This is a genomic window from Streptomyces sp. NPDC091371 (genome assembly GCF_040684275.1).
Lineage (GTDB): Bacteria > Actinomycetota > Actinomycetes > Streptomycetales > Streptomycetaceae > Streptomyces.
Map to the genome: position 1 here is coordinate 45,346 of NZ_JBFBFP010000043.1, position 21,516 is coordinate 66,861.

Annotated in this window: 21 protein-coding genes and 1 pseudogene; 10 read left to right on the forward strand and 12 right to left on the reverse strand. The window is 72.8% G+C overall.

What is annotated here, in order from left to right; genetic code table 11:
• Positions 1-13: 13 nt before the first annotated feature.
• Positions 14-1,081, reverse strand: coding sequence for an FAD-dependent monooxygenase (locus tag AB0O21_RS32370; RefSeq protein WP_365176797.1), 1,068 nt, complete (start codon positions 1,079-1,081; stop codon positions 14-16).
• 122 nt (positions 1,082-1,203) lie between these two features.
• Between AB0O21_RS32370 and AB0O21_RS32375 the strand changes: the two genes are divergently transcribed.
• Positions 1,204-1,848 carry a TetR family transcriptional regulator gene (locus tag AB0O21_RS32375; protein ID WP_365176800.1) on the forward strand — a complete coding sequence of 215 codons (645 nt, stop codon included), beginning with the start codon at positions 1,204-1,206 and terminating at the stop codon, positions 1,846-1,848.
• Between the two features lie 24 nt (positions 1,849-1,872).
• Here AB0O21_RS32375 and AB0O21_RS32380 read toward each other — a convergent pair whose 3' ends face one another.
• Complete coding sequence (locus tag AB0O21_RS32380) at positions 1,873-2,751, reverse strand: LysR substrate-binding domain-containing protein (RefSeq protein WP_365176803.1); 879 nt, start codon at positions 2,749-2,751, stop codon at positions 1,873-1,875.
• A 72-nt stretch (positions 2,752-2,823) separates the two neighbouring features.
• Between AB0O21_RS32380 and AB0O21_RS32385 the strand changes: the two genes are divergently transcribed.
• From AB0O21_RS32385 to AB0O21_RS32400, 4 genes are all read left to right on the forward strand, one after another.
• The gene (locus AB0O21_RS32385) at positions 2,824-3,528 is read left to right on the forward strand and encodes a succinate dehydrogenase (RefSeq protein ID WP_365176806.1); all 705 of its coding nucleotides are present in this window, start codon (positions 2,824-2,826) and stop codon (positions 3,526-3,528) included.
• Positions 3,529-3,530: 2 nt separating this feature from the next.
• The gene (locus tag AB0O21_RS32390) at positions 3,531-5,480 is read left to right on the forward strand and encodes a fumarate reductase/succinate dehydrogenase flavoprotein subunit (protein ID WP_365176809.1); all 1,950 of its coding nucleotides are present in this window, start codon (positions 3,531-3,533) and stop codon (positions 5,478-5,480) included.
• Positions 5,477-6,217: a succinate dehydrogenase/fumarate reductase iron-sulfur subunit gene (locus tag AB0O21_RS32395; protein WP_365176812.1), complete on the forward strand. Its 741-nt coding sequence runs from the start codon at positions 5,477-5,479 to the stop codon at positions 6,215-6,217. Before AB0O21_RS32390 ends, AB0O21_RS32395 begins: the two co-directional genes overlap by 4 nt.
• Before the next feature lie 179 nt (positions 6,218-6,396).
• Entirely contained in the window at positions 6,397-7,047 is a 651-nt protein-coding gene (locus AB0O21_RS32400; protein WP_365176815.1) for a hypothetical protein, read from the forward strand.
• Positions 7,048-7,051: 4 nt separating this feature from the next.
• On the opposite strand, the gene AB0O21_RS32405 is transcribed toward AB0O21_RS32400, so the two are convergent.
• From AB0O21_RS32405 to AB0O21_RS32415, 3 genes are read right to left on the reverse strand one after another with little or no spacing between them, the layout of a single operon-like run.
• The gene (locus tag AB0O21_RS32405) at positions 7,052-7,435 is read right to left on the reverse strand and encodes a hypothetical protein (protein WP_365176818.1); all 384 of its coding nucleotides are present in this window, start codon (positions 7,433-7,435) and stop codon (positions 7,052-7,054) included.
• A 9-nt stretch (positions 7,436-7,444) separates the two neighbouring features.
• Entirely contained in the window at positions 7,445-9,859 is a 2,415-nt protein-coding gene (locus AB0O21_RS32410; RefSeq protein ID WP_365176820.1) for an excinuclease ABC subunit UvrA, read from the reverse strand.
• A 10-nt stretch (positions 9,860-9,869) separates the two neighbouring features.
• On the reverse strand, positions 9,870-10,859 hold the full coding sequence (locus tag AB0O21_RS32415; protein WP_365176823.1) for an MsnO8 family LLM class oxidoreductase: 990 nt from the start codon (positions 10,857-10,859) through the stop codon (positions 9,870-9,872).
• Positions 10,860-10,911: 52 nt separating this feature from the next.
• On the opposite strand from AB0O21_RS32415, the gene AB0O21_RS32420 reads away from it, so the two are divergent.
• Positions 10,912-11,403 (forward strand): hypothetical protein, encoded by a 492-nt coding sequence (locus tag AB0O21_RS32420; protein ID WP_365176825.1) that lies wholly within the window; start codon positions 10,912-10,914, stop codon positions 11,401-11,403.
• Positions 11,404-11,433: 30 nt separating this feature from the next.
• On the opposite strand, the gene AB0O21_RS32425 is transcribed toward AB0O21_RS32420, so the two are convergent.
• Positions 11,434-11,649 (reverse strand): dodecin, encoded by a 216-nt coding sequence (locus tag AB0O21_RS32425; RefSeq protein WP_365176828.1) that lies wholly within the window; start codon positions 11,647-11,649, stop codon positions 11,434-11,436.
• Positions 11,650-11,818: 169 nt separating this feature from the next.
• Here AB0O21_RS32425 and AB0O21_RS32430 point away from each other — a divergent pair, with 169 nt between their 5' ends.
• The 3 genes and pseudogenes from AB0O21_RS32430 to AB0O21_RS32440 all read left to right on the forward strand — a co-directional run.
• Positions 11,819-13,081, forward strand: coding sequence for an extracellular solute-binding protein (locus AB0O21_RS32430; protein ID WP_365176831.1), 1,263 nt, complete (start codon positions 11,819-11,821; stop codon positions 13,079-13,081).
• A 158-nt stretch (positions 13,082-13,239) separates the two neighbouring features.
• Positions 13,240-14,049: a GNAT family N-acyltransferase gene (locus tag AB0O21_RS32435; protein WP_365176834.1), complete on the forward strand. Its 810-nt coding sequence runs from the start codon at positions 13,240-13,242 to the stop codon at positions 14,047-14,049.
• Positions 14,046-14,576: pseudogene (locus tag AB0O21_RS32440) on the forward strand (1-acyl-sn-glycerol-3-phosphate acyltransferase); the annotation flags it as partial. The gene AB0O21_RS32435 and the pseudogene AB0O21_RS32440, both read left to right, overlap by 4 nt.
• 290 nt (positions 14,577-14,866) lie before the next feature.
• Here AB0O21_RS32440 and egtD read toward each other — a convergent pair.
• The 4 genes from egtD to egtA are packed head-to-tail and all read right to left on the reverse strand — an operon-like array spanning position 14,867 to position 19,252.
• The gene (gene egtD / locus AB0O21_RS32445) at positions 14,867-15,886 is read right to left on the reverse strand and encodes an L-histidine N(alpha)-methyltransferase (protein WP_365176837.1); all 1,020 of its coding nucleotides are present in this window, start codon (positions 15,884-15,886) and stop codon (positions 14,867-14,869) included.
• Entirely contained in the window at positions 15,883-16,641 is a 759-nt protein-coding gene (egtC, locus tag AB0O21_RS32450) for an ergothioneine biosynthesis protein EgtC (protein WP_365176840.1), read from the reverse strand. Before egtC ends, egtD begins: the two co-directional genes overlap by 4 nt.
• On the reverse strand, positions 16,641-17,954 hold the full coding sequence (gene egtB, locus AB0O21_RS32455) for an ergothioneine biosynthesis protein EgtB (RefSeq protein WP_365176843.1): 1,314 nt from the start codon (positions 17,952-17,954) through the stop codon (positions 16,641-16,643). The genes egtC and egtB overlap by 1 nt, the downstream gene beginning before the upstream one ends.
• Positions 17,951-19,252, reverse strand: a complete 1,302-nt coding sequence (gene egtA, locus AB0O21_RS32460) for an ergothioneine biosynthesis glutamate--cysteine ligase EgtA (RefSeq protein ID WP_365176846.1) — start codon at positions 19,250-19,252, stop codon at positions 17,951-17,953. Before egtA ends, egtB begins: the two co-directional genes overlap by 4 nt.
• 178 nt (positions 19,253-19,430) lie before the next feature.
• Here egtA and AB0O21_RS32465 point away from each other — a divergent pair, with 178 nt between their 5' ends.
• The gene (locus AB0O21_RS32465) at positions 19,431-20,402 is read left to right on the forward strand and encodes a TIGR02452 family protein (protein WP_365176849.1); all 972 of its coding nucleotides are present in this window, start codon (positions 19,431-19,433) and stop codon (positions 20,400-20,402) included.
• Between the two features lie 66 nt (positions 20,403-20,468).
• Here the strand turns inward: AB0O21_RS32465 and AB0O21_RS32470 are convergent, their stop codons facing one another.
• Both AB0O21_RS32470 and AB0O21_RS32475 read right to left on the reverse strand, forming a co-directional pair.
• A complete protein-coding gene (locus tag AB0O21_RS32470) occupies positions 20,469-20,933 on the reverse strand; it encodes a type II toxin-antitoxin system PemK/MazF family toxin (RefSeq protein WP_365176852.1) in 465 nt (154 codons plus the stop codon).
• A gap of 41 nt (positions 20,934-20,974) precedes the next feature.
• A complete protein-coding gene (locus tag AB0O21_RS32475; protein ID WP_365176855.1) occupies positions 20,975-21,373 on the reverse strand; it encodes a DUF4440 domain-containing protein in 399 nt (132 codons plus the stop codon).
• Between the last annotated feature and the right edge of the window lie 143 nt (positions 21,374-21,516).

Below are 21,516 nucleotides of genomic sequence, written 5' to 3' on the forward strand. Positions count from 1 at the left end.
CCGGGCCGCCAGGTCAGGCCATCCCGGCCTCGGTGCCGCGGCCGGGCTCGCGCACCGCGGCCCGCACCCGCTCGTGCCGTGCCGTGGTGTCGGCGAGCACGCGGGCGGCGGCCGGCAGCCGTTCGGCCTCGTAGCCGTCGAGCACGCCGGGCCCGGCGGGTCCGGTGAGGGCGTCGGCCAGGGTGCGGCCGAGGGCGGCCGCGTCCTGTATCCCGGTGTTCATGCCCAGGCCTCCGGCTATCGGGTGTACGTGCGCGGCGTCCCCGGCGAGGAAGACGCGGCCCTCCCGCAGCCTGCCGGCCATGCGGACGTTGACCCGCCAGGCCGAGAGCCAGGTGGGATCCGCCAGCCGGATCCCCGGGACCCTGGCGTGCCGGTCGAACAGCCGCTGGAAGCCCTCCAGGGAGGGCGGCAGCGGCTCGCCGCTCTCGGCGCGCTCCGGTGAGGCCTGGAGCTGGAAGGTCTCGGTCCCCGGTATCGGGCAGAGCAGTATCCCGCCGCCGTCCGAGGTGAACCACTGGTGCCAGTACGCCCGGCTCAGTCCGGGCGCCCGCACGTCACCGATGACCATCGTCTCCGTCTCCTCCGTGTGCCCCTCGAAGGTGATCCCGAGGAGGCTGCGGACCGAACTGTGGCCGCCGTCGCATCCGGCCGCGTACCCGGCGCGGACCGAACGGCCGTCCCCGAGCCGGGCGGTGACCCCCGAGCCGTCCTGGGTGATCCCGGTGACCCGGGCTTCGTACTCGACCCGGACGCCGAGGCCGGCGAGCCGCTCGCGGAGGGCCTCTTCCACCTGCCACTGCCCGATGAGGATGCCGTCGCCGGCCGGGGTGTCGCTGATGTGGTCGCCGTCGAAGTACTTCCGCAGGATCAGGCCCCGCGTGCCGACGGCGGTCACCCGCTCTGCGGCGCCGAGCCGCGCGAGCGCCGCCACGCTCTCCGGTGCGAGGCCCTTGCCGCGGGACTCGCGGTGGGGGCCGGACCGTCCGTCGAGCACGCGGACGGCAATGCCGCGCAGGGCCAGGTCGCAGGCAAGGGTGAGCCCGGTGGGGCCGGAGCCCACGATCAGTACGTCGGTCATCGGAGGTCCTCTCGTCGTCGATGACTCCAGGAGAGCGCCTTCCGAGAGAAAAAGCAACCCGGTTACAAAAATTACTCGATCTCAAAAATAACCCGGTCAAGATTTCATGCTACGCTGGGCGCATGGACAACACGTCTGGACTGCGGGAGAGCAAGAAGCTCCGCACGCGTCGCCAGCTGGCGGCCACGGCGCTCGAACTCTTCCTGGAGCACGGCTTCGACGAGGTCTCGGTGGCGGATGTCGCCGCCGCCGCGGAGGTCTCCAAGCCCACGCTGTTCCGGTACTTCCCGAGCAAGGAGGACCTCGTCCTGGACCGGTTCGCCGACCACCAGGACGAGGCGGCGCGCGTCGTGCGCGACCGGCCGGCCGGTCAGGGGCCCGTCGGCGCCGTCCGGGCGCACTTCATCGAGGCGCTCGACCGGCGGGACCCGATCACCGGGCTCTGCGACCACCCCGATGTCGTCGCCTTCCAGCGGCTGCTCTACTCGACCGCGAGCCTGCAGGCCCGGATAGCCCACTACGGCGCGCGCGAGGTCGAGATGCTCGCCGCCGTGCTGGAGGCCGAATCCGTCCCGCCCCTCACCGCACGGCTGGCGGCCCTGCACCTGGTGACCGTCCGTCACGAGCTGGGCCGGGAGAACTGGCGCCGCATCGACTCCGGGAGCAGCGCCGACGAGGCCCACCCGGCGGCCGCCGCCGATGCCGACCGGGCCTTCGCGATGCTGGCGGGCGGGCTGGACCAGGCCCTGCCGATACGCACGGCCTGACCGTTTCCCGCGCCGCGCCGCGGGTCAGTCCAGCAGCATGCGCCTGAGCTCGCGGGCCGCGCGCGGGGGAGCGACGTCGGTGCGGTGGGCCAGGGCGATGGTCCGGCGCAGCGGGGAGCCGGCCAGCGGGGTCGCGCGCAGCCCCGGTCCGGCGTGATCCACCACCATCGCCGGTACCACCGCGATGCCGAGCCCCGCCCGCACGAAGCCCAGTACGGCGTCCATCTCGCCGCCCTCCACGGTGAACACGGGCTCGAAGCCCTCGGCGCGGCAGGCCGTCACGGTCAGCTCCCGCAGGTCGTAGCCGTGCCGGAACATCACCATCGGCTGGTCGCGCAGGTCCGCGATGGCCAGCTCACGGCCCGCACCGGGCGCCGGGAGCTCCGCCGAGGAGACCACCACGAGGTCCTCCGTCAGCAGCTCCACCGTGGTCAGCGCCGGGGCCGAAGGCGGCAGCGGGAGCGCGATCAGCGCCAGGTCCAGGGCCCCGCGCGCGAGTTCCCGTACGAGGTCCAGCGAACCGCTCTCCTCGATCAGCAGCTCGATCCCCGGATGGGCGGCATGGAAGGCGCGCAGCACGTTCGGGAGCAGGCCCGTGCACAGGCTCGGCGTGGCCCCCAGCCTGATCCGCCCGCGCCGCAGCTGCGCCAGCTCCTGCACCTCCTGCCGGGCGGTGTCCGCGTCGGCCAGGATCCGCCGGGCCAGCGGCAGCAGCGCCTCACCCGCGTCGGTGAGCGAGATGTTGCCCCGCGCCCGGCTGAAGAGTTCGGCCCCCAGTTCCCGTTCGAGCGCCTTGATCTGCTGCGACAGCGAGGGCTGGGCCACGTGCACCCGCTCGGCGGCCCGGGTGAAGTGGCGGGTCTCGGCGACGGCGACGAAATACAGGAGCTGCTGGAATTGCATAGTCAATGTCTATCAAGATGACCGACATCATGTCTTGGACCTTTCGGGTCTTAGGTCCCTACCTTCGATGACATGGCTCTGGCAACGCGGACCAGGACAGGCGGCCCCATGGCGCCGACCGTCTGGGGCTCCACCATCGGAAAGAAGACCGTCATGGCGGTCTCCGGGCTGATCATGCTCGGTTACCTCGTCGTGCACATGCTCGGCAACCTCAAGATCTTCTTCGGGGCGGCCGAGTTCAACGGCTACGCGCACTGGCTGCGCACCCTCGGCGAGCCCTTCCTGCACCACGAGTGGGCCCTGTGGATCGTCCGCGTGGTGCTGCTCGCCGCCGTCGTCGCCCACGCCGTGTCCGCGTACCAGCTCAGCCGTCGCGACATCAAGGCGCGCCCGGTCAAGTACGCGCACAAGCGCCGCCGCGCGAGCTACGCCACCCGCACCATGCGCTGGGGCGGCATCATCCTCGCCCTCTTCATCGTCTGGCACCTGCTCGACCTCACCACGCTCACCGTCAACGAGCGCGCCTGGGCCGGCCACCCCTACGAGAACGTCCTCGCCACCTTCTCCACCTGGTACGGCAACACCATCTACCTCGTGGCGATGGCCGCCCTCGGCCTGCACATCCGGCACGGCTTCTGGAGCGCCGCCCAGACCCTCGGCGTCGGCAACGCCCGCCGCGACCGGACGCTGAAGCTCCTCGCGAACACCCTCGCACTCGTCCTCTTCGCGGGCTTCGTCTCCGTACCCGTGGCCGTCATGACCGGAGTGGTGAACTGACCATGAGCGCCTACGCCAACCACACCACCGGCGAACCCGTCCGCGACACCAAGGCCCCCGCGGGCCCCGTCGCCGAACGATGGGACCGCCGCCGCTTCGAGGCCAAGCTGGTCAACCCGGCCAACCGCCGCAAGCACACCGTAATCGTCGTCGGCACCGGCCTGGCGGGCGGTGCCGCCGGCGCGACTCTCGCCGAGCAGGGCTACCACGTCGTCCAGTTCTGCTTCTCCGACTCGCCGCGCCGCGCCCACTCCATCGCCGCCCAGGGCGGCATCAACGCCGCCAAGAACTACCGCAACGACGGTGACTCCGTACACCGCCTCTTCTACGACACCGTCAAGGGCGGCGACTTCCGCGCCCGCGAGTCCAACGTCCACCGCCTCGCCCAGATCTCCGTCGAGATCATCGACCAGTGCGTGGCCCAGGGCGTGCCCTTCGCCCGCGAGTACGGCGGCCTCCTGGACACCCGCTCCTTCGGCGGCGTCCAGGTCTCCCGCACCTTCTACGCCCGCGGCCAGACGGGCCAGCAGCTCCTGCTCGGCGCCTACCAGGCGCTGTCCCGGCAGATCGCCGCCGGCAACGTCGAGATGCACGCCCGCACCGAGATGCTCGACCTGATCACCATCGACGGCCGGGCCCGCGGCATCGTCGCCCGCGACCTGATCACCGGCGAGATCTCCACCCACTTCGCGGACGCCGTCGTCCTCGCCACCGGCGGCTACGGCAACGTCTTCTACCTCTCCACCAACGCCATGAACTCCAACGCGACCGCCGTCTGGCGGGCGCACCGGCGCGGCGCCTACTTCGCCAACCCCTGCTTCACTCAAATCCACCCCACCTGCATCCCGCGCACCGGCGACCACCAGTCCAAGCTCACCCTGATGAGCGAGTCCCTGCGCAACGACGGCCGCATCTGGGTCCCCAAGGCCAAGGGCGACACCCGCCCCGCCGCCGAGATCCCCGAAGCGGAACGCGACTACTACCTGGAGCGGATCTATCCCTCCTTCGGCAACCTCGTGCCCCGCGACATAGCCTCCCGCGCGGCCAAGAACGTCTGCGACGAGGGCCGCGGCGTCGGCCCCGGCGGCCAGGGCGTCTACCTCGACTTCGCCGACGCCATCCGCCGCATGGGCCGCGACAAGGTCGCCGAGAAGTACGGCAACCTCTTCGACATGTACGAGCGGATCACCGCGGAGAACCCGTACGAGGTCCCCATGCGGATCTACCCCGCCGTGCACTACACGATGGGCGGACTGTGGGTCGACTACGACCTCCAGAGCACCGTCCCCGGCCTCTTCGCCATCGGCGAGGCCAACTTCTCCGACCACGGAGCCAACCGCCTCGGCGCCTCCGCCCTGATGCAGGGCCTCGCCGACGGCTACTTCGTGCTCCCCTCCACGATCAACGACTACCTGGCGCGCAACCCCCACCAGGACGCCGCCGACGACACCCACCCCGAGGCCGTGGCCGTCGTACGGGAAACCCGTGAGCGCCTCGCGCGACTCCTCGCCGTCGACGGCGACCGCACCCCCGATTCCTTCCACCGCGAAATCGGCGAGCTCATGTGGGAGTACTGCGGGATGGCCCGCACCGACGAGGGCCTGCGCAAGGCCCTCGACCGGATCCCGCAGATCCGCGAGGAGTTCTGGCGCCGCATCAAGGTCCCGGGCAGCGGCGAGGAGTTCAACCAGTCGCTGGAGAAGGCCAACCGGATCGTCGACTACCTCGAACTCGCCGAGCTGATGTGCCTCGACGCCCTGCACCGCGCCGAATCCTGCGGCGGCCACTTCCGCGAGGAGTCCCAGACCCCGGACGGCGAGGCCGAGCGCCGCGACGAGGAGTTCTCCTACGCCGCCGCCTGGGAGTTCACGGCCACCGGCGCCGCTCCCGTCCTGCACAAGGAAGACCTCGTCTTCGAGTACGTCCACCCCACCCAGCGGAGCTACGCATGAAGCTCACCCTGCGCGTCTGGCGCCAGCAGAACGCCGACGCCCCCGGCGCCATGGCCTCCTACGAGGTTGACGGCATATCGAAGGACATGTCCTTCCTCGAAATGCTCGACACCCTCAACGAGGACCTCATCCTCCGCGGCGAGGACCCGGTCGCCTTCGACCACGACTGCCGCGAGGGCATCTGCGGCGCCTGCAGCCTCGTCATCAACGGCGACGCGCACGGCCCGGAGCGCACGACCACCTGCCAGCTGCACATGAGGTCCTTCGCCGACGGCGACACCATCGACGTCGAGCCCTGGCGGGCCGCGGCCTTCCCGGTGGTGAAGGACCTCGTCGTCGACCGGGGTGCCTTCGACCGCATCATCCAGGCCGGCGGCTACATCACCGCCCCCACGGGCGCCGCCCCCGAGGCACACGCCACGGCCGTCCCCAAGGCCGATGCCGACTACGCCTTCGAGCACGCCGAGTGCATCGGCTGCGGGGCGTGCGTGGCGGCCTGCCCCAACGGCTCCGCGATGCTGTTCACCTCCGCCAAGGTCAACCACCTCAACGTCCTCCCGCAAGGCTCGCCGGAACGCGAGACCCGGGTCCTGGACATGGTGGCCCGCATGGACGACGAGGGCTTCGGCGGCTGCACCCTCACCGGCGAATGCGCCACGGCCTGCCCGAAGGGCATCCCGCTGCCGTCGATCGCCGCGATGAACAAGGAATGGCTGCGCGCGGTCCGCAAGGGCTGACCCGCCCCGCTCCCACACACCCCCGTACGGGCGCCGGCCGGCCCCGGCCGGGTCGCCGCCGACCCGGGTTCCCCCGGCCTGGGCCGACCGGCTGACCCGATCCGCCGACCGGGCGCTCGTACGGGCCGTACGCCGCGCCGCGCCCCGGCGCGGTCCCGGCCGTGGGGGACAGTGCACCCATGCCCCATCCCCCCGCCGGGTCCGGACCGCGCCGCCGAGCCGTACTGGCCGCCGCCCTCGCCCCGCTGGCGGCGGCCGGCTGCTCCGCCGAGGAACCCGCGGCGGGCCCGGCCCCCGGACCGCAGGCCGGGCCGAAGGACGCCCTGGTCATGGTGATCCGGCATGCGGAGAAGCCGTACGCCGGTGACACCGGCTCGGACGAGGACGGCGAGGACGACCCCGGCTCGCTCGCCGGACGCGGCTGGCGCCGGGCCGAGGCACTCCCGCGCCTCTTCCCGCCCGCCCGCGGCTCCGCGCTGCCCCGCCCCGCCGCCGTGTTCGCGGCCGGCGGCAAGACGGGCGCCCCGGCCCGGTGCAGGCAGACCGTGACCGCGCTGGCCACCGCCCTGCGCACCCCCGTACGCGCCGAGTTCGCCCTCGGCGCCGAACCGGCCCTCGTACACGCCGCGCTGGCCGCCCCGATGCCCGTACTGGTCTGCTGGGAGCACACCGGCGTCCCCCGCCTGGTGCGCGCGCTCGGCGCCGACCGGGTCCTCGGACTCCCCGCGACCTGGCCCGACCGCTACGACCTCGTCTGGATGTTCACCCGCCGACAGGGGCAGTGGAGCTTCCGCGAACTCTCGCAGCAGCTGCTGCCGGGCGACGCCTGAGCCCTCAGAACCGGGCCATCTCGTTCCCGTCGGCGTCCACGATCAGGAACGTCCCGCCGTTCGGCCAGACCACCAACAGGTCCGGGTGGTAGTCGACATGGAACGGCTCGTCCGGCGCGAGCGTGCCCGACCACGGCCGGTCCGGGTCGTCGGTGGACCCCAGGGTGATGACCGTGACCTGCTGGTCCGGCTCCAGCCACTCGCTGAAGCAGTACGGCTCGATGAACAGCTCCAACGGTTTCTGCCCGCGGTTGTGCACCGGCAGCCGAGCACACGGCAGGGCGGGATCCCACGGCTCGGGTGGACGCCGCTCCACCGGTGCGGGACGCTCGACGGCCGAGACCGGTTCCTCCGTCGCCGCGGAGTCCCCAAGACGCTTCCAGAACATGCGGGCAGCCTAACCGCCGGTGGACGACGCACCCAGAGCCCGGGCCAGGTACGGAGCCGTGCGGCCGGCCGACGCCCGTGCCACCTCCGACGGGGTGCCCGCGGCAACGATCCGGCCGCCGTCCGTGCCGCCGCCCGGGCCCAGGTCGATGACCCAGTCCGCGCCCGCCACCACCTCCATGTCGTGCTCCACGACCACCACCGAGTGCCCGGCATCCACCAGCCCGTGCAACTGCCGCAGCAGCACCCGTACATCGGCCGGATGCAGTCCCGTCGTCGGCTCGTCCAGCAGGTACAGGGTGTGGTCGCGGCGCAGCCTCTGGAGCTCCGTGGCCAGCTTGATCCGCTGGGCCTCACCGCCCGACAGCTCCGTCGCGGGCTGGCCCAGCCGCAGGTAGCCGAGCCCGATGTCCTCCAGCGCCCGCAGGCTCCGCGCCGCCGCCGGGACCTCCGCGAAGAACCCGGCCGCCGACTCCACCGTCAGGCCGAGCACCTCGGCGATGTTGAGCCCCGCGTAACGGACTTCCAGCGTCTCGGCGTTGTACCGGGCGCCCGCGCACTGCGGGCACGGGGCGTACGTACTCGGCAGGAACAGCAGCTCCACCGAGACGAAGCCCTCGCCCTGACAGGTCTCGCACCGGCCGCCCGCCACGTTGAAGGAGAACCGGCCCGCCTTCCAGCCCCGCGCCTTCGCCTCCGGGGTCGCCGTGAACAGCCGCCGCACCACATCGAACAGGCCCGTGTACGTGGCCAGATTGGAGCGGGGGGTCCGGCCGATGGGCTTCTGGTCCACCTCCACCAGTCGCCGTACCGGAAACTCCGGCTCCGCCAGCCGCTCCCCGACCTCCCGGGCCAGCGCCCGGCCCACCAGCGTGGACTTCCCCGACCCCGACACCCCGGTCACCGCCGTGAACACCCCGAGCGGGAACTCGGCGTCCACGTTCCGCAGGTTGTGCGCGTCGACCCCGCTGAGCCGCACCGCCCCGCTCGCCGCCCGCACCGTGCGCGCGGGCGCGGACCCCCGCTCCGGGAACAGGTGCCGTGCCGTCGCCGACTCCGCGACCCCGGCCAGCGCCCGCGGCGGCCCGCTGTACAGCACCTGCCCGCCGTGCTCCCCGGCGAGCGGACCCACGTCCACCAGCCAGTCCGCGTGCCGGACCACGTCCAGATGGTGCTCCACCACGAACACCGTGTTCCCGGCCGCCTTCAGCCGGTCCAGTACGCCGAGCAGCGCCTCGGTGTCGGCCGGGTGCAGCCCCGCCGACGGCTCGTCCAGTACGTACACCACCCCGAACAGCCCCGACCGCAGCTGCGTCGCCAGCCGCAGCCGCTGGAGCTCGCCCGCGGACAGGGTGGGCGCGGTGCGGTCCAGGCTCAGATAGCCGAGCCCCAGCTCGACGACCGGCCCGATCCGCGAGCGCAGGTCCTCGGCGAGCACCCGGGCCGCCTCCCCAGGAGCGTGCGCTGAGGCCAGTACGGCGTCCAGCTCGGACAGCGGCATCGCCGCCAGTTCCGCGATCCCGTACCGTGCGAATCTCACGGCCAGGGCCTCCGGTCGCAGCCGCCGCCCCTCGCAGGCCGGGCACGGGGAATCGGCGAGGAACTTCTCGGCGCGGGCCCGCAGGGTGGCGCTCTTGCTGTCCGCGAAGGTCCGCATGACGTAGCGGTGGGCGCTCATGTACGTGCCCTGGTAGGGCCGTTGGATCCGCTCGGCCTCCCGCACCGGGTGCACCGTGACCACCGGCTGCTCCTCGGTGAACAGGATCCACTCGCGGTCCCGCGCCGGCAGCTCCCGCCAGGGCCGGTCCACGTCGTGTCCCAGCGCCTCCAGGACGTCCCGCAGGTTCTTGCCCTGCCAGGCGCCGGGCCAGGCGGCGATGGCACCCTGACGGATCGACAGCCCCGGGTCGGGCGCGAGGAGTTCCTCGCTGGTGCGGTGGATCCGGCCGATCCCGTGGCACGAAGGGCAGGCGCCGGCGGCGGTGTTGGGGGAGAAGGCGTCGGAGTCCAGCCGCTCCGCACCCGGCGGGTAGGTTCCGGCCCGGGAGTACAGCATGCGCAGGGAGTTGGAGAGCAGGGTCACCGTACCGACCGAGGAGCGCGCGCCGGGGGAGGAGCGGCGCTGTTCCAGCGAGACGGCCGGCGGCAGCCCGGTCACCGAGTCCACCTTGGGCGCGCCGATCTGGTGGATGAGCCGGCGGGCGTACGGCGCCACCGACTCGAAGTACCGGCGCTGGGCCTCGGCGTAGAGCGTGCCGAAGGCGAGCGAGCTCTTCCCGGAGCCGGACACCCCGGTGAACACGGTCAGCGCGTCGCGGGGAACGTCCACGTCGACCCCGCGCAGGTTGTGTTCCCGGGCCCCTCGGACCCGTACGAAGGGGTCGTGGTGGGCAGAGGGCTCGGGGGACTGGTCCGACTGGTGCATTCGTCCCAGTCTAGAGCCCGGCCACGCGGGCCAGTCGCGAGAAGGAGTCCAGCAGGGCCGTCCGGTCGTACGTGGACGTGGTGACCAGCAGCTCGTCCGCGCCGGTCAGCTCCGCGACCTCGGCCAGCTGCGCCGCGACCTGCTCCTCGGTGCCGTGGACGTGCCCGGCCAGCGCGCCCTCGTACAGCTCCCGCTCCTTGGCGGTCATCTCCATCGCCTCCACCTCCTCGGCCGGCCGCAGCGGGGGGAAACTGCCGCGGGTGCGCGCGTGAGCGAGGGACCAGGCCTCCGGGATCAGGATGCGCCGTGCCGCCTCGGTGGTGGCCGCGACCGCGACGGTCCCGGAGACCACCACGTAGGGCTCCGTGCCCCGCGCGGAGGGGCGGAACTCCTCGCGGTACGCCTCGACGATCTCCGCGACCCGGCCGCGGGCCCGCAGGTCGCCCACCACCAGCGGCAGCCCGGCCCGGGCTGCGATGCCCGCCCCCTCGCCGGTGGCCAGCACGTACGCCGGTATGCCCAGCCCCTCGGCGGGGCGGGCGTGCACTTCGGGGTGCGCCCGCTGGGTGCCGTCGAGCCAGCCCAGCAGCTCGGTCAGCTGCTCCTCGAAGCGGTCGGCGTCGCCGGTGTCGCGGCCCAGTGCGCGCCGGATGCCGTTGGTGAAGCCGACGGAGCGGCCGAGGCCCATGTCGATGCGGCCGGGGAAGAGCGATTCCAGTACCCCGAACTGCTCCGCGACGACCAGCGGCTGGTGGTTGGGCAGCATCACCCCGCCCGTGCCGACGCGGATCCGAGCGGTCGCCGCGGCGACCGCGGCGGCCAGCACGGTCGGCGCGGAGCCGGCGACCCCGGGCACGCTGTGGTGCTCGGAGACCCAGAAACGGTGGTAGCCGAGCTCCTCGGCGGCGCGGGCCAGCTCCACGGTGTCCCGCAGGGCGCCGGCGGCCGGGTGGCCCTCGCGGGTGCGGGACCGGTCGAGTATCGAGACTTTTCGGATCACACGGGTCTCAACGCACGGGAGCCCTGAGGATTCCCCCGCCTAGGCTGGCGGGATGAGTGCGAACACGCCCCGGCAGCTTGCCGTCTTCGACATCGACAACACCCTGGCGGACACCGGTCACCGCCAGCACTTCCTGGAGCGCCGCCCCCGGGACTGGAGCGGCTTCTTCGCAGCCGCCCCGGCCGACCCGCCGCTCGGGCGCGGCGTGGCGCTGGCGGTGGAGAGCGCGGAGGACTGCGAGGTCGTGTACCTGACGGGGCGCCCCGAGCGCTGCCGGGCGGACACGCTCGACTGGCTCGCCCGGCACGGGCTGCCCGAGGGGCGGCTGTGGATGCGCGGCAACCAGGACCGGCGGCCGGCCCGGACGGCCAAGCTGGAGGTGCTGGGGCGGCTCGCCCGGGGCCGCGAGGTGAGGATGCTCGTGGACGACGACGAGCTGGTGTGCCAGGCCGCCCGGGCCGCGGGTTTCCGGGTGGTCCTCGCGGACTGGGCGGCGGACGCGCCCGAGCTCAAGTCCGCCCAGGAGGTCGAGGGGCGGACCTGAGCCCGTGGCGGGTCGGCGGGGGTCCTGCGTTCAGTCCTCGCCGTCGAGGCGGAAGCCGACCTTGAGCCCCACCTGGTAGTGGGCGATCTCCCCGTTCTCGATGTGTCCGCGTACTTGGACGACCTCGAACCAGTCCAGGTTTCTGAGGGTCTGGCCCGCGCGGGCCACGCCGTTGCGGATGGCCTGATCGATGCCCTCGTGGGAGGTGCCGACGATCTCGGTAACCCGGTACGTGTGGTTGGACATGGGTGTCTCCCGACAGGTGGTGGCTTTTGCCTGTTTCTACGGTGCCCCAGTAAGTCCGGCTCCGCGAACTTTGCGCGAACAATCACCCAGGGAAGCCCCTTGACCGGCTCATTGGTCTATGCCAATTTTCTAGCCATCCGAGACGCCGAGCCCGCAGAAGGTGACCTTCGTGAAGAGACGCTTCCTCGCCGTGTGCACCGCCCTCGTGGCCGCCTCCGCCCTCACGGGCTGCAGCCAGTTGGCAGGCTCGGCGGGAGGTGCTCAGAAGGTGACGCTCTGGCTGATGAAGGGCAGCGCCTCCGAGGAGTTCATCGGCAGGTTCACCGAGTCGTTCGAGAAGGAACACCCCGGCGTCGACCTGGAAGTGAAGATCCAGGAGTGGACGGGCATCGGAGACAAGGTCAACGCCGTCCTCGACGGCAAGAGCGCGGAGAGCGCCGACGTCATCGAAGTCGGCAGCACCCAGGTCGCCCAGTACATCGAGAACGGCGGCATCGAGGAGCTCACCCTCGAAGGCCTGCGCACCTGGGGCAGCAAGGACTGGCTGGGGGGCCTCGCCGACCCGGGCAGCATCGACGGCGCCCAGTACGGCATCCCCTGGTACGCCGCCAACCGGGTGGTCATCTACAACAAGGAGCTCTTCGCGAACGCCGGCGTCAAGACCACGCCCAAGAACCGGCAGGAGTGGCTCCAGACCACCCAGAAGCTCGACAAGGGCGACCAGCAGGGCATCTACCTCGCCGGGCAGAACTGGTACGTCCTCGCCGGATTCGTCTGGGACGAGGGCGGCGAACTCGCCGTCGAGACCGGTGGAGAGTGGGTCGGCTCCCTCGCCGACGACAAGGCGCTGGCCGGGATGGAGTTCTACAAGCAGCTCCAGGCCCTGGGCGACGGCCCCAAGGGCGCCGACGAGGAGACGCCCCCGCAGTCGGAGGTCTTCGCCCGCGGCCAGGTCGCCCAGATCATCGCCCCACCGAGCCAGGCCGCCGCGATCGAGGCGGCCAACCCCGCGCTCAAGGGCAAGCTCGGCTTCTTCCCGATCCCCGGCAAGACCTCCGACAAGGTCGGCGCCGTGTTCACCGGCGGCTCCGACCTGATCATCCCGGAGCGCACGAAGAACCGCCGGGGCGCCGTGGACGTGATCACGGCCCTGGTCGGCGAGCGGTGGCAGACCGAGCTCGCCCGGACGATGAGCTACGTACCGAACAAGACCACCCTCGCCCACGTCGTCGAGGGCTACGAGGGCGCCGCCGCCATGGCCCCCGGCGCCGCCCAGGGCCGGGCCACGCCGAAGTCGGCCCGCTGGGCCGAGGTCGAGGCCAAGAACCCGATCAAGCCCTACATGACGGCCGTGCTCACCGGCCGGGACCCCAGGCAGGCCGCCCGGGAGGCCTCCGACGCGATCGGCAAGGTGCTCAACTCCGACCGCTGACCGGCCGCCGGGCGGGACGGCTTCCGCCGAGTTCAGCGGGAGCACATCCAACTGCCGCTGCGCTGTCATGTCGAATCCAGCCGGTCACGGAAGAAGTAAAGGAGCCAGGCCGCACACCTGCCGGCCTGGCGCCCTCCGCGCCCGGATCAGGAGCCGCCATGACGATCGCACCCCTGTCCCCGTCTTCCCTCCCCACGTCCCCCCTCCCCTCCATCGCCACGGGCGTCCCCGCCGCCACCGGCCCCCGCTACGCCGTACGGCTCGCCCGCAACGAGGACGAGGTGCGCGCCGCCCAGCGGCTGCGCCACCAGGTGTTCGCGGGCGAGCTCGGAGCCCGCCTGCACAGCCCCGAGCCGGGCCTCGACATCGACGCCTTCGACGCCTACTGCGACCACCTCCTCGTCGTCGAGGAGGAGACCGAGCAGGTCGTCGGCACCTACCGGCTGCTCCCCCCGGAGCGCGCCGCCGTCGCGGGCCGCCTCTACTCCGAGGGAGAGTTCGACCTCTCCGCCCTCGCCCCCATCCGCCCCGACCTGGTCGAGGTCGGCCGCTCCTGCGTCCACCCCGACCACCGCAACGGCGCCGTCATCGCCCTGATCTGGGCCGGCCTCGCCCGCTACATGGACCGCTCCGGCCACAACTGGCTCGCCGGCTGCTGCTCGATACCGCTCGCCGACGGCGGGGTACTGGCCGCCGCCACCCGCGAAGCCGCCCTGGCCCGCGCCCTGGCCCCGCAGGAGTACCGGGTCACCCCCCACACCCCGTGGAACCCCGAGGGCATCGAATTCCCCGCCCGCATGGAACTGCCCCCGCTGCTGCGCGGCTACCTGCGCCTCGGTGCCTGGGTCTGCGGTGAGCCCGCGCTGGACGCCGAGTTCGGCTGCACCGACCTGTACGTGCTGCTCTCCCTGCGCCGCACCAACCCGCGCTACCTCAAGCACTTCCTCTCCCTCGTCCCGAGCGCATGAGCGTCTGGCTGCCCACCTCGCCCTGCACCCCCGAAGCCTGCGCCGGTCACGAAGGTGCCACCGCGAGCGTCCCGCACGCCGTGCTCCGGCTCACCGCCGCCGTCGCCCTGATCCTCGCCGGGATCCTGGGCTCCGCGCCGGTCCGGCTGCTGCCGGCCGGCCCCCGGCGCGCGGTGGTCCGGGCCTGGGCGACCGCACTGGTACGGGCCTTCGGCATACGGATCACCGTGCACGGGAGCACCGGCCCGGACGGCGGCCGGCTCATCGTCCCGAACCACATCTCCTGGCTGGACATCCCGCTCGTCGCCGCGGCCGTGCCCTGCCGGATGCTGGCCAAGAGCGACATCCGCTCCTGGCCGGTCCTCGGCCGCCTCGCCGGGCGCTCCGGGACCCTGTTCATCGAACGCGACCGGATCCGGGCCCTGCCCGACACCGTCCGGGCCGTCACCCGCGCCCTGACGGCCGGCGACCGGGTCACCGTCTTCCCCGAGGGCTCCACGTGGTGCGGGCGCGCCCAGGGGCCCTTCCGCAGGGCCGCGTTCCAGTCGGCCCTGGACGCCCGGGTACCCGTACAGCCCGTGCGCCTGTCCTACCTGGGCGCCGACGGATCGCTCGCCGCGGCGCCCGCCTTCGTCGGGGACGACCCGCTGACCGCCTCGCTGTGGCGGATCGCCCGCGCCCGCGGGATCCGGGCCGAAGTGCGACTGCTGCCGCGGATCCCGCCGGGCCGGTACGCGGACCGGCGGGACCTCGCGGCGGCGGCTCAGCGGGCCGTCACGGCCGCGTCAGGCCCGGCCCCGCTCGCCGGCATTCCCGCTCAGGCCGCCGCTTCGCCGAGGAGGGAGCCTTCGGCCACGGAGCCGTCGACCACGGAGCCGTCGACCACCGACAGGGACAGCGCGAAACGTCCCGCCGCATCCGTCCACCACTGGGTCAACTCCAGCCCTGCCGCAGCCAGTTCCTTCCGCACCCCCTCCTGACGGAACTTCGCGGACACCTCCGTCAGGATCTCCTCGCCCGCCGCGAACGGAACCACCAGGTCCAGCGCCCGGATCTTCACCAGCACCTCCTGCCGGGTCCGCAGCCGCATCTCGATCCACTCCTCCTCCCTGTTCCACACCGCCACGTGCTCGAAGTCGGCGGTGTGGAAGTCCGCGCCCAGCTCCCGGTCGATGACGGCCAGCACGTTCTTGTTGAACTCGGCCGTCACCCCCTGCGCGTCGTCGTACGCCGCCACCAGCACGGCCTCGTCCTTCACCAGGTCCGTACCCATCAGCAGCGCGTCCCCGGGCGACAGCATCGCCCGTACGGACGCCAGGAACACCGCCCGCTCCGGCGGCAGCAGGTTCCCGACCGTGCCGCCCAGGAACACCACCAGCCGGGGCCCGGGGGAGTCCGGCAGCTGCAGCGCCCTCGTGAAATCGGCGAGCAGCGCGTGCACCCGCAGCCCCGGATGCTCCGCGAGCAGTGTCTGCGCGGCCCCGCGCAGGGCGCTCTCGCTCACGTCCACCGGCACGTACGTGTGGAGCGCGGGCAGCGCCTCGATCAGGTGCCGGGTCTTCTCCGAGGAACCGGAACCCAGCTCCACCAGGGTCCGGGCCCCGCTCTCCGTGGCGATCTCCCGCGCCCGCTCCAGCAGGATCTCCCGCTCCGCGCGGGTCGGGTAGTACTCGGGCAACCGGGTGATCTCCTCGAAGAGTTCACTGCCCCGGGCGTCGTAGAACCACTTCGGCGGCAGCACCTTGGGCGTGCCCGTCAGACCGTTCAGTACATCCGTGCGCAACGCCGTCTCCGCGGCGTGCTCGTCGAGGGTTCGGGTCAACTGGAAGTCGTTCACGGGGAGTTCTCCTTGAGCGGGGTCAACTCGACCCGCGTACGGGTGGCGGTCAGCAGGGTCCGGTCGGGCACTTCGCACCACCGGGTGTCGTCGTCGTAGGGTTCGGAGGCCACCACGGTGCGCCCCGTCCGCGCGTCGGCCAGGTACCAGAGCGAATCGCCCCAGGCCGTCGCGGCGATCGTGACCCCGTCCGTCAGCAGCAGGTTCAGCCGGGAGCCGGGCGCGGCCGAGGCCAGCTCCCGCACCGGCTCCGCGAGTGCCGCGCCGAGCTCGTCCCCGGCGCGCAGCCGGTGCAGAACCAGCGCCCAGACCAGCGCCGAATCCGTGCGGGCGGCCAGCTGGAGCAGCGCCTCGGGCGGCAGGCCCGCCGCGAGCGGGGCCGCCGACTCCGGCCAGTTCCGCACCGCGCCGTTGTGGCTGAACAGCCACGGCCCGTCCGCGAACGGTGCCGCCGCGGCCTCCCCGTCGGCCCCGGCCGTCGTGGCGTCCCGTACGGCGGCCAGCGCGGCCGTGCTGCGGACCACACGGGCCAGGTCCGCGAAGCCCGGGTCGCCCCAGATGGGCCCGGGCCGCCGGTAGCGGGCCGGCACCGGGTCGGCCTCCGCGTACCAGCCGACTCCGAACCCGTCGGCGTTGACCGTGCCGAACCGCTGCCGGCGCGGCTGCCAGGACTGGCGGACCAGGGAATGTTCCGGCTCGCTCAGCAGTCTCGCGAGCGGTATTTCCGGGCCCAGATAAGCGAGATGACGGCACATCAGGCATCCCTCGCGGTCCGGAACCCGGAGAATATCTGACGGCGCACCGGCAGGTCCCAGTTGCGGAAGGTCCCCCGGCAGGCCACCGGGTCCACCGCGAAGGAACCGCCCCGCAGCACCTTGTGCTCCGGGCCGAAGAGCACCTCCGAGTACTCCCGGTACGGGAAGGCGCGGAACCCGGGGTACGGCAGGAAGTCCGAGGCCGTCCACTCCCACACGTCGCCGATCAGCTGGCGCACCCCCAGCGGGGAGGCGCCGGCCGGGTAGCTGCCCGCGCGGGCCGGGCGCAGATGGCGCTGGCCGAGATTGGCGTGCTCGGGCGTCGGATCCGAGTCGCCCCACGGATAGCGGGTCGAGCGGCCCGTCGCCGGGTCGAAGCGGGCGGCCTTCTCCCACTCCGCCTCCGTGGGCAGCCGCCGGTCCGCCCAGCGGGCGTACGCGTCCGCCTCGTACCAGCTGACGTGCAGCACCGGCTCGTCGGCCGGCACCGGCTCGGTCACCCCGAAGCGGCGGCGCACCCACTGGCCGCCCTCCCTGCGCCAGAACAGCGGGGCCTCGATGGAGTGCGTCCGGATCTGCTCCCAGCCCTCCGGGGCCCAATGGCTGCGCTCGCGGTAGCCGTCGTCCGCCATGAACTCCTGGAATTCGGCGCAGGTCACCGGGACCGTGTCGATCCAGAACGGCGCCAGGTCCCGCTCGTGCGCGGGCCGTTCGTTGTCCAGCGACCAGGGCTCCACCGAGGTGCCCATGGTGAACGGACCGCCGGGCACCAGGACTTCGGAGGCCACGGGCGCCGGTCCGCGCAGCGGAGCCGGATCGGGGGCGGCGAGCACGGGCGCGCCGTGGCGGAGCTGATGGGTGATCAACATGGTTTCGTCGTGCTGCTGTTCGTGCTGGGCGATCATTCCGAAGACGTAGCCGGAGTCGAGCAGGGCCGTCCCCTCCAGCGGAGTGCGCTCCAGCAGGTCGAAGACCCGTCCGCGGACCTCGGAGGCGTACTTACGGGCCTCCGCGGGCCCGAGCAGCGGCAGCTTGGGCCGCTCGGAGCGCGGATGCTCGAACGCGTCGTACAGCGGGTCGATCTCGGGGCGCATGGCCTCGCGGCCCGCCACGTGGCGCAGCAGCCAGAGCTCCTCCATGTTCCCGATGTGCGCGAGGTCCCAGACGAGCGGGGACATCAGGGGGGAGTGCTGGGCGGTCAGCTCCGCGTCGCTCACCGCATCGGTGAGCGCGGCCGTACGCAGCCGCGCGGAGGTCAGGGCGGCGGCGGCCTGCTCGCGCAGGGACTCCGTGGATGCCGGGTGTGTCGTCACTGTCGGGCCTCCTTCCCGGTGAGCTGCGGCTGGGACGGGGACCACGACGGCGTAAGCGGCTGGTCGTCGGCCGGGCACCGGCCGCGCAGGACGTACCGTTCGGCGAACGCGCCGACGGTGTCCTGGACGTGGGTGCTCGCCCCGAGCCGGGGCAACGCCTCGGCGGCCGCCCGGAAGCAGGCGGTGGCGGCCGTGCGCAGCTCCGGATCGGCCAGCCCGTCGCGGGCGGCGGACCGCCAGAGCGGATTGCGGGGCGCGGGCCCGGAGCCGTACGCGTCGGCCAGCCCCTTGGCCGCCCGGTAGGCGGTCTCGGCCGCCGCCGGATCGTCGAACAGCGCGTGCACGACGGCCACCGGGACCAGCCAGCCGTCGTCACCGGGCTGCGCGTCGATCATCCGCAGCTCCAGGTGCCCGCGCGGCCGGACCGGCGGGAACAGCGTGGTCAGGTGGTAGTCGAGGTCATCGGCGGTGGCCCTGCGGAGCCCCGGGCGGGGGTCTGAGCGCGGTCCTGGGTGGCCGTCCGCGCGCAGCCAGTCGCGGAAGGTCATGCCGCGCGGCGCCGTCCACGGCTCGCCCTCGTAGGACCGTACGCACATCACCTCGGTGTCCAGCGCCTGCCGGGTCCACCCGGTCCGGGGATCCGCGTCCAGCGGCGGGGCGAGCGCCCGCCGGCTGTCCAGATCGCTCCACACGCCCTGGCGGGAGCAGCGCCAGCCGGCGTACGGGCCCTCCTGCGCGGGGGAGTTGGCGAAGGCGGCCACCAGGACCGCGCCCAGCAGGTGGGCCATCCGCCAGCGCCGGCCGTACCCCAGCGCGCCCGGCTCCTCGTGGCCCGCGTCCACGCAGACCTGCACCGAGGCGGAGGCGCACATCATGGCGCGCCCGGCCGGACCGGTGCGGTCGAAGTAGGCCTCCATCGCGTCGTAGCGCGGGCTCGTCAGCAGGCGGCGGTACGGACGGCGGGGGTCGTGGCCGAGGCCGTGGAGCACCAGTCCCCGGTCGAGCAGGGCGGCCCGTACGGCGGCCAGGTCCGCTTGGAGGCCGTCCACGCATCCGGTCAGGGACTCGGCGGGGGCCGAACTGAGCTCCAGCTGGCCGCCGGGTTCGACGGTGACCCGGGAGCGGAGGGGGAGGGCGCGGGCGGCGGCGTGCGCGGCGCGCAGCCGCTCGGGAGGCAGGGGCAGGGCGGGCCGCTCGGCGTCCAGGACCAGCCATTCGAGCTCGGCGCCGAGGAAACGGGGCGGGCCCGTCTTGAAACAGATGCCGTGGATCAGCTCCTCGGCCTCGGTCTCGGTCATCGGGGAATGCGCGGGATGCGCGGAATGCGCGGGGGTAACGGGCGAACCTTCTGGCATGAGCGGTCCTCGTCTCCTGTCGTCGGCCGTGGCATCACCCGTGCCTACCCGCCCCATGGGCACCCATGCTTACGGGGAAAAGACGTTGCCGCCGGTTCATGCGGGTACGGAGGATGGCGGCGTGAGCAGCAGATTGCGCGAGATCGCGCGGGAGAACGCGGAAATCCTGGCGGCCGGCGGCTACCGGACGCGGTCGGGACGGCAGGTGGAGCTGGCCGCCGCCCTGGCGGAAGCCAAGGCAGAAACCAGAATATATGGCCCAAACCATGTCATTCCAGGCGAAGAGATTCACCGTGACCTCGACGCCCGGACGGCCGTCGAGGTCACGGGGGAGAGCAGCACGGTCGCGGCCCGCAGGCTCGCGCCGGGCGGGCTGGAGGCGGCTGCGGGGGGTGCGGCGGCTGTGGGGGGTGCGGCGGCTGTGGCGGCGGCGGAGCCCCGGGTGGCGGTCCTGAACTTCGCTTCGGCCCGCAATCCCGGGGGTGGATACGTCCGAGGGGCCAAGGCCCAGGAGGAGGCCCTGTGCCGCGCCTCGGCCCTGTACGAGACCCTGCTGGAGGCCCCGGAGTACTACGAGGTCCACCGCGCGGAACGCAGCACCTTCTACACCGACCGGGTGATTCACTCACCCGGAGTGCCCGTCTTCCGCGATGACCGCGGCACCCTCCTGGAGACCCCCTTCCAGGTCGGCTTCCTCACCTCCCCGGCCCCGAACGCGGGCACGATCCGCCGCCAGGAGCCGGAGCGCGTGGCCGAGATCCCGCAGGCGCTGGCCCGGCGCGCGGAGCTCGTCCTGGAGGTGGCGGGGCTGCACGGGTACGAGCGGCTGGTGCTGGGGGCCTGGGGCTGCGGGGTGTTCCAGAACGACCCGGCGGAGGTGGCCAAGGCCTTCAGGGGGCTGCTGGAGGGGCGGTTCGCGGGGGTGTTCGAGCGCGTGGTCTTCGCGGTGCTGGACCGGAACCCGGGGCCGCGGAGGGCGTTCGAGGGGGAGTTCGAGGGGTTTGCGGGGTATGAGGTGCGGGTGGAGGGCGACGGCGGCGACGGCGGTGAGGGGGCTGAGGGGGCCGAGGGGGCCGAGCGGGCTGACGGCTGAGTCCTGCCTGGTGGTGGGACCCGGCCGCGTTACCGTCGCCCGTCAGGGGTTGGGGGTCACCCTCGGTTACTGCCAGCCGTAGCGCTCGCGCAGTCGGTCCACGACGAGCTGGAAGCGCCCGCGGTCCAGCGCGCACGCCTCGCGCCGCATCCCCGACTCGTGCACCCGGAGCACCCTGTCCACGTCCACCCAGGACTCCCGCCCCGCGCTGTCCCAGGGCCCGGTCCCGATCGGAACCCACTCGCGGTCGCTGTCGTGCCGCTTGCTGGACAGCTGCACGGCCAGCAGGGTCCGCCCGCCCGCTTCGCGGGCCACGACCAGCACCGGCCGGTCCTTGCCCCGCCCGTCGTTCTCCTCGTACGGGACCCAGGTCCAGACGATCTCGCCGGGGTCCGGATCCCCGTCCTTGTCGGGCGCGTACTCGGTGCGCACCGGCCCGATGGCGCGCGGATCGGCCTCGGTGGTCGCCGTCTCCCCGTCGCGGCCGGGCTGGTCGGTGTAACCGTTGCTGTGGTGCGAAAGTGCCGTCATTCGGGCGAGGCTACTGCGCGGGGTGGCGTCGTGTCGTGCTGTCAGGGCCGGTCGTACCAGGCGAATGCGGAGATCCGCCAGCCCTCCTCGGTGCGGACGAACTGGATGGTCTTGGTCCCGCCGCCCTCGAACGGCTCGCCGTCCAGGATCCCGGACTTGCGGTACTCCCCGAACCGCGAGGCGATGTCACCCGCGATGTCGGTCCGCTCGGAGGTCTCCCACTCGGAGAACTCGGTCAGCCGGCCCTCCGCCAGGAGCCGCTCGCGCGGTTCGATGAACTCCTCCACCGTGTAGGCCGCGAACTCGGGGCCGGTGCTGACGATCACGCCGCCAGGGAGGAGAAGCCGTCGGATACGAGCCACATCGGCTGCTTTGCCGCCACGGTTGTCGAAGGCGCCGAAGAACTCGGCGGTCAGCGCGTCTATCTCGGCCTTGGGCATGGCGCGACGGTAACACCGGCGCCGGTGGCGGGGTTTGCATTGACCGGGATCAGGGAGGGCGCGGGGGGTTTCCCGTCAGTCCCATGGTCCTTCCGTGTCGGGCCGGCCTGTAAAGGGCGCTCCTCCTTCGTCGTCGCGTCGCT

Bases quoted from the DNA above. Each gene is read 5' to 3' on its own strand.
- AB0O21_RS32370 (WP_365176797.1), bottom strand. From the start codon at position 1,081: ATGACCGACGTACTGATCGTGGGCTCCGGCCCCACCGGGCTCACCCTT.
- AB0O21_RS32375 (WP_365176800.1), top strand. From the start codon at position 1,204: ATGGACAACACGTCTGGACTGCGGGAGAGCAAGAAGCTCCGCACGCGT.
- AB0O21_RS32380 (WP_365176803.1), bottom strand. From the start codon at position 2,751: ATGCAATTCCAGCAGCTCCTGTATTTCGTCGCCGTCGCCGAGACCCGC.
- AB0O21_RS32385 (WP_365176806.1), top strand. From the start codon at position 2,824: ATGGCTCTGGCAACGCGGACCAGGACAGGCGGCCCCATGGCGCCGACC.
- AB0O21_RS32390 (WP_365176809.1), top strand. From the start codon at position 3,531: ATGAGCGCCTACGCCAACCACACCACCGGCGAACCCGTCCGCGACACC.
- AB0O21_RS32395 (WP_365176812.1), top strand. From the start codon at position 5,477: ATGAAGCTCACCCTGCGCGTCTGGCGCCAGCAGAACGCCGACGCCCCC.
- AB0O21_RS32400 (WP_365176815.1), top strand. From the start codon at position 6,397: ATGCCCCATCCCCCCGCCGGGTCCGGACCGCGCCGCCGAGCCGTACTG.
- AB0O21_RS32405 (WP_365176818.1), bottom strand. From the start codon at position 7,435: ATGTTCTGGAAGCGTCTTGGGGACTCCGCGGCGACGGAGGAACCGGTC.
- AB0O21_RS32410 (WP_365176820.1), bottom strand. From the start codon at position 9,859: ATGCACCAGTCGGACCAGTCCCCCGAGCCCTCTGCCCACCACGACCCC.
- AB0O21_RS32420 (WP_365176825.1), top strand. From the start codon at position 10,912: ATGAGTGCGAACACGCCCCGGCAGCTTGCCGTCTTCGACATCGACAAC.
- AB0O21_RS32425 (WP_365176828.1), bottom strand. From the start codon at position 11,649: ATGTCCAACCACACGTACCGGGTTACCGAGATCGTCGGCACCTCCCAC.
- AB0O21_RS32435 (WP_365176834.1), top strand. From the start codon at position 13,240: ATGACGATCGCACCCCTGTCCCCGTCTTCCCTCCCCACGTCCCCCCTC.
- egtC (WP_365176840.1), bottom strand. From the start codon at position 16,641: ATGTGCCGTCATCTCGCTTATCTGGGCCCGGAAATACCGCTCGCGAGA.
- egtA (WP_365176846.1), bottom strand. From the start codon at position 19,252: ATGACCGAGACCGAGGCCGAGGAGCTGATCCACGGCATCTGTTTCAAG.
- AB0O21_RS32470 (WP_365176852.1), bottom strand. From the start codon at position 20,933: ATGACGGCACTTTCGCACCACAGCAACGGTTACACCGACCAGCCCGGC.
- AB0O21_RS32475 (WP_365176855.1), bottom strand. From the start codon at position 21,373: ATGCCCAAGGCCGAGATAGACGCGCTGACCGCCGAGTTCTTCGGCGCC.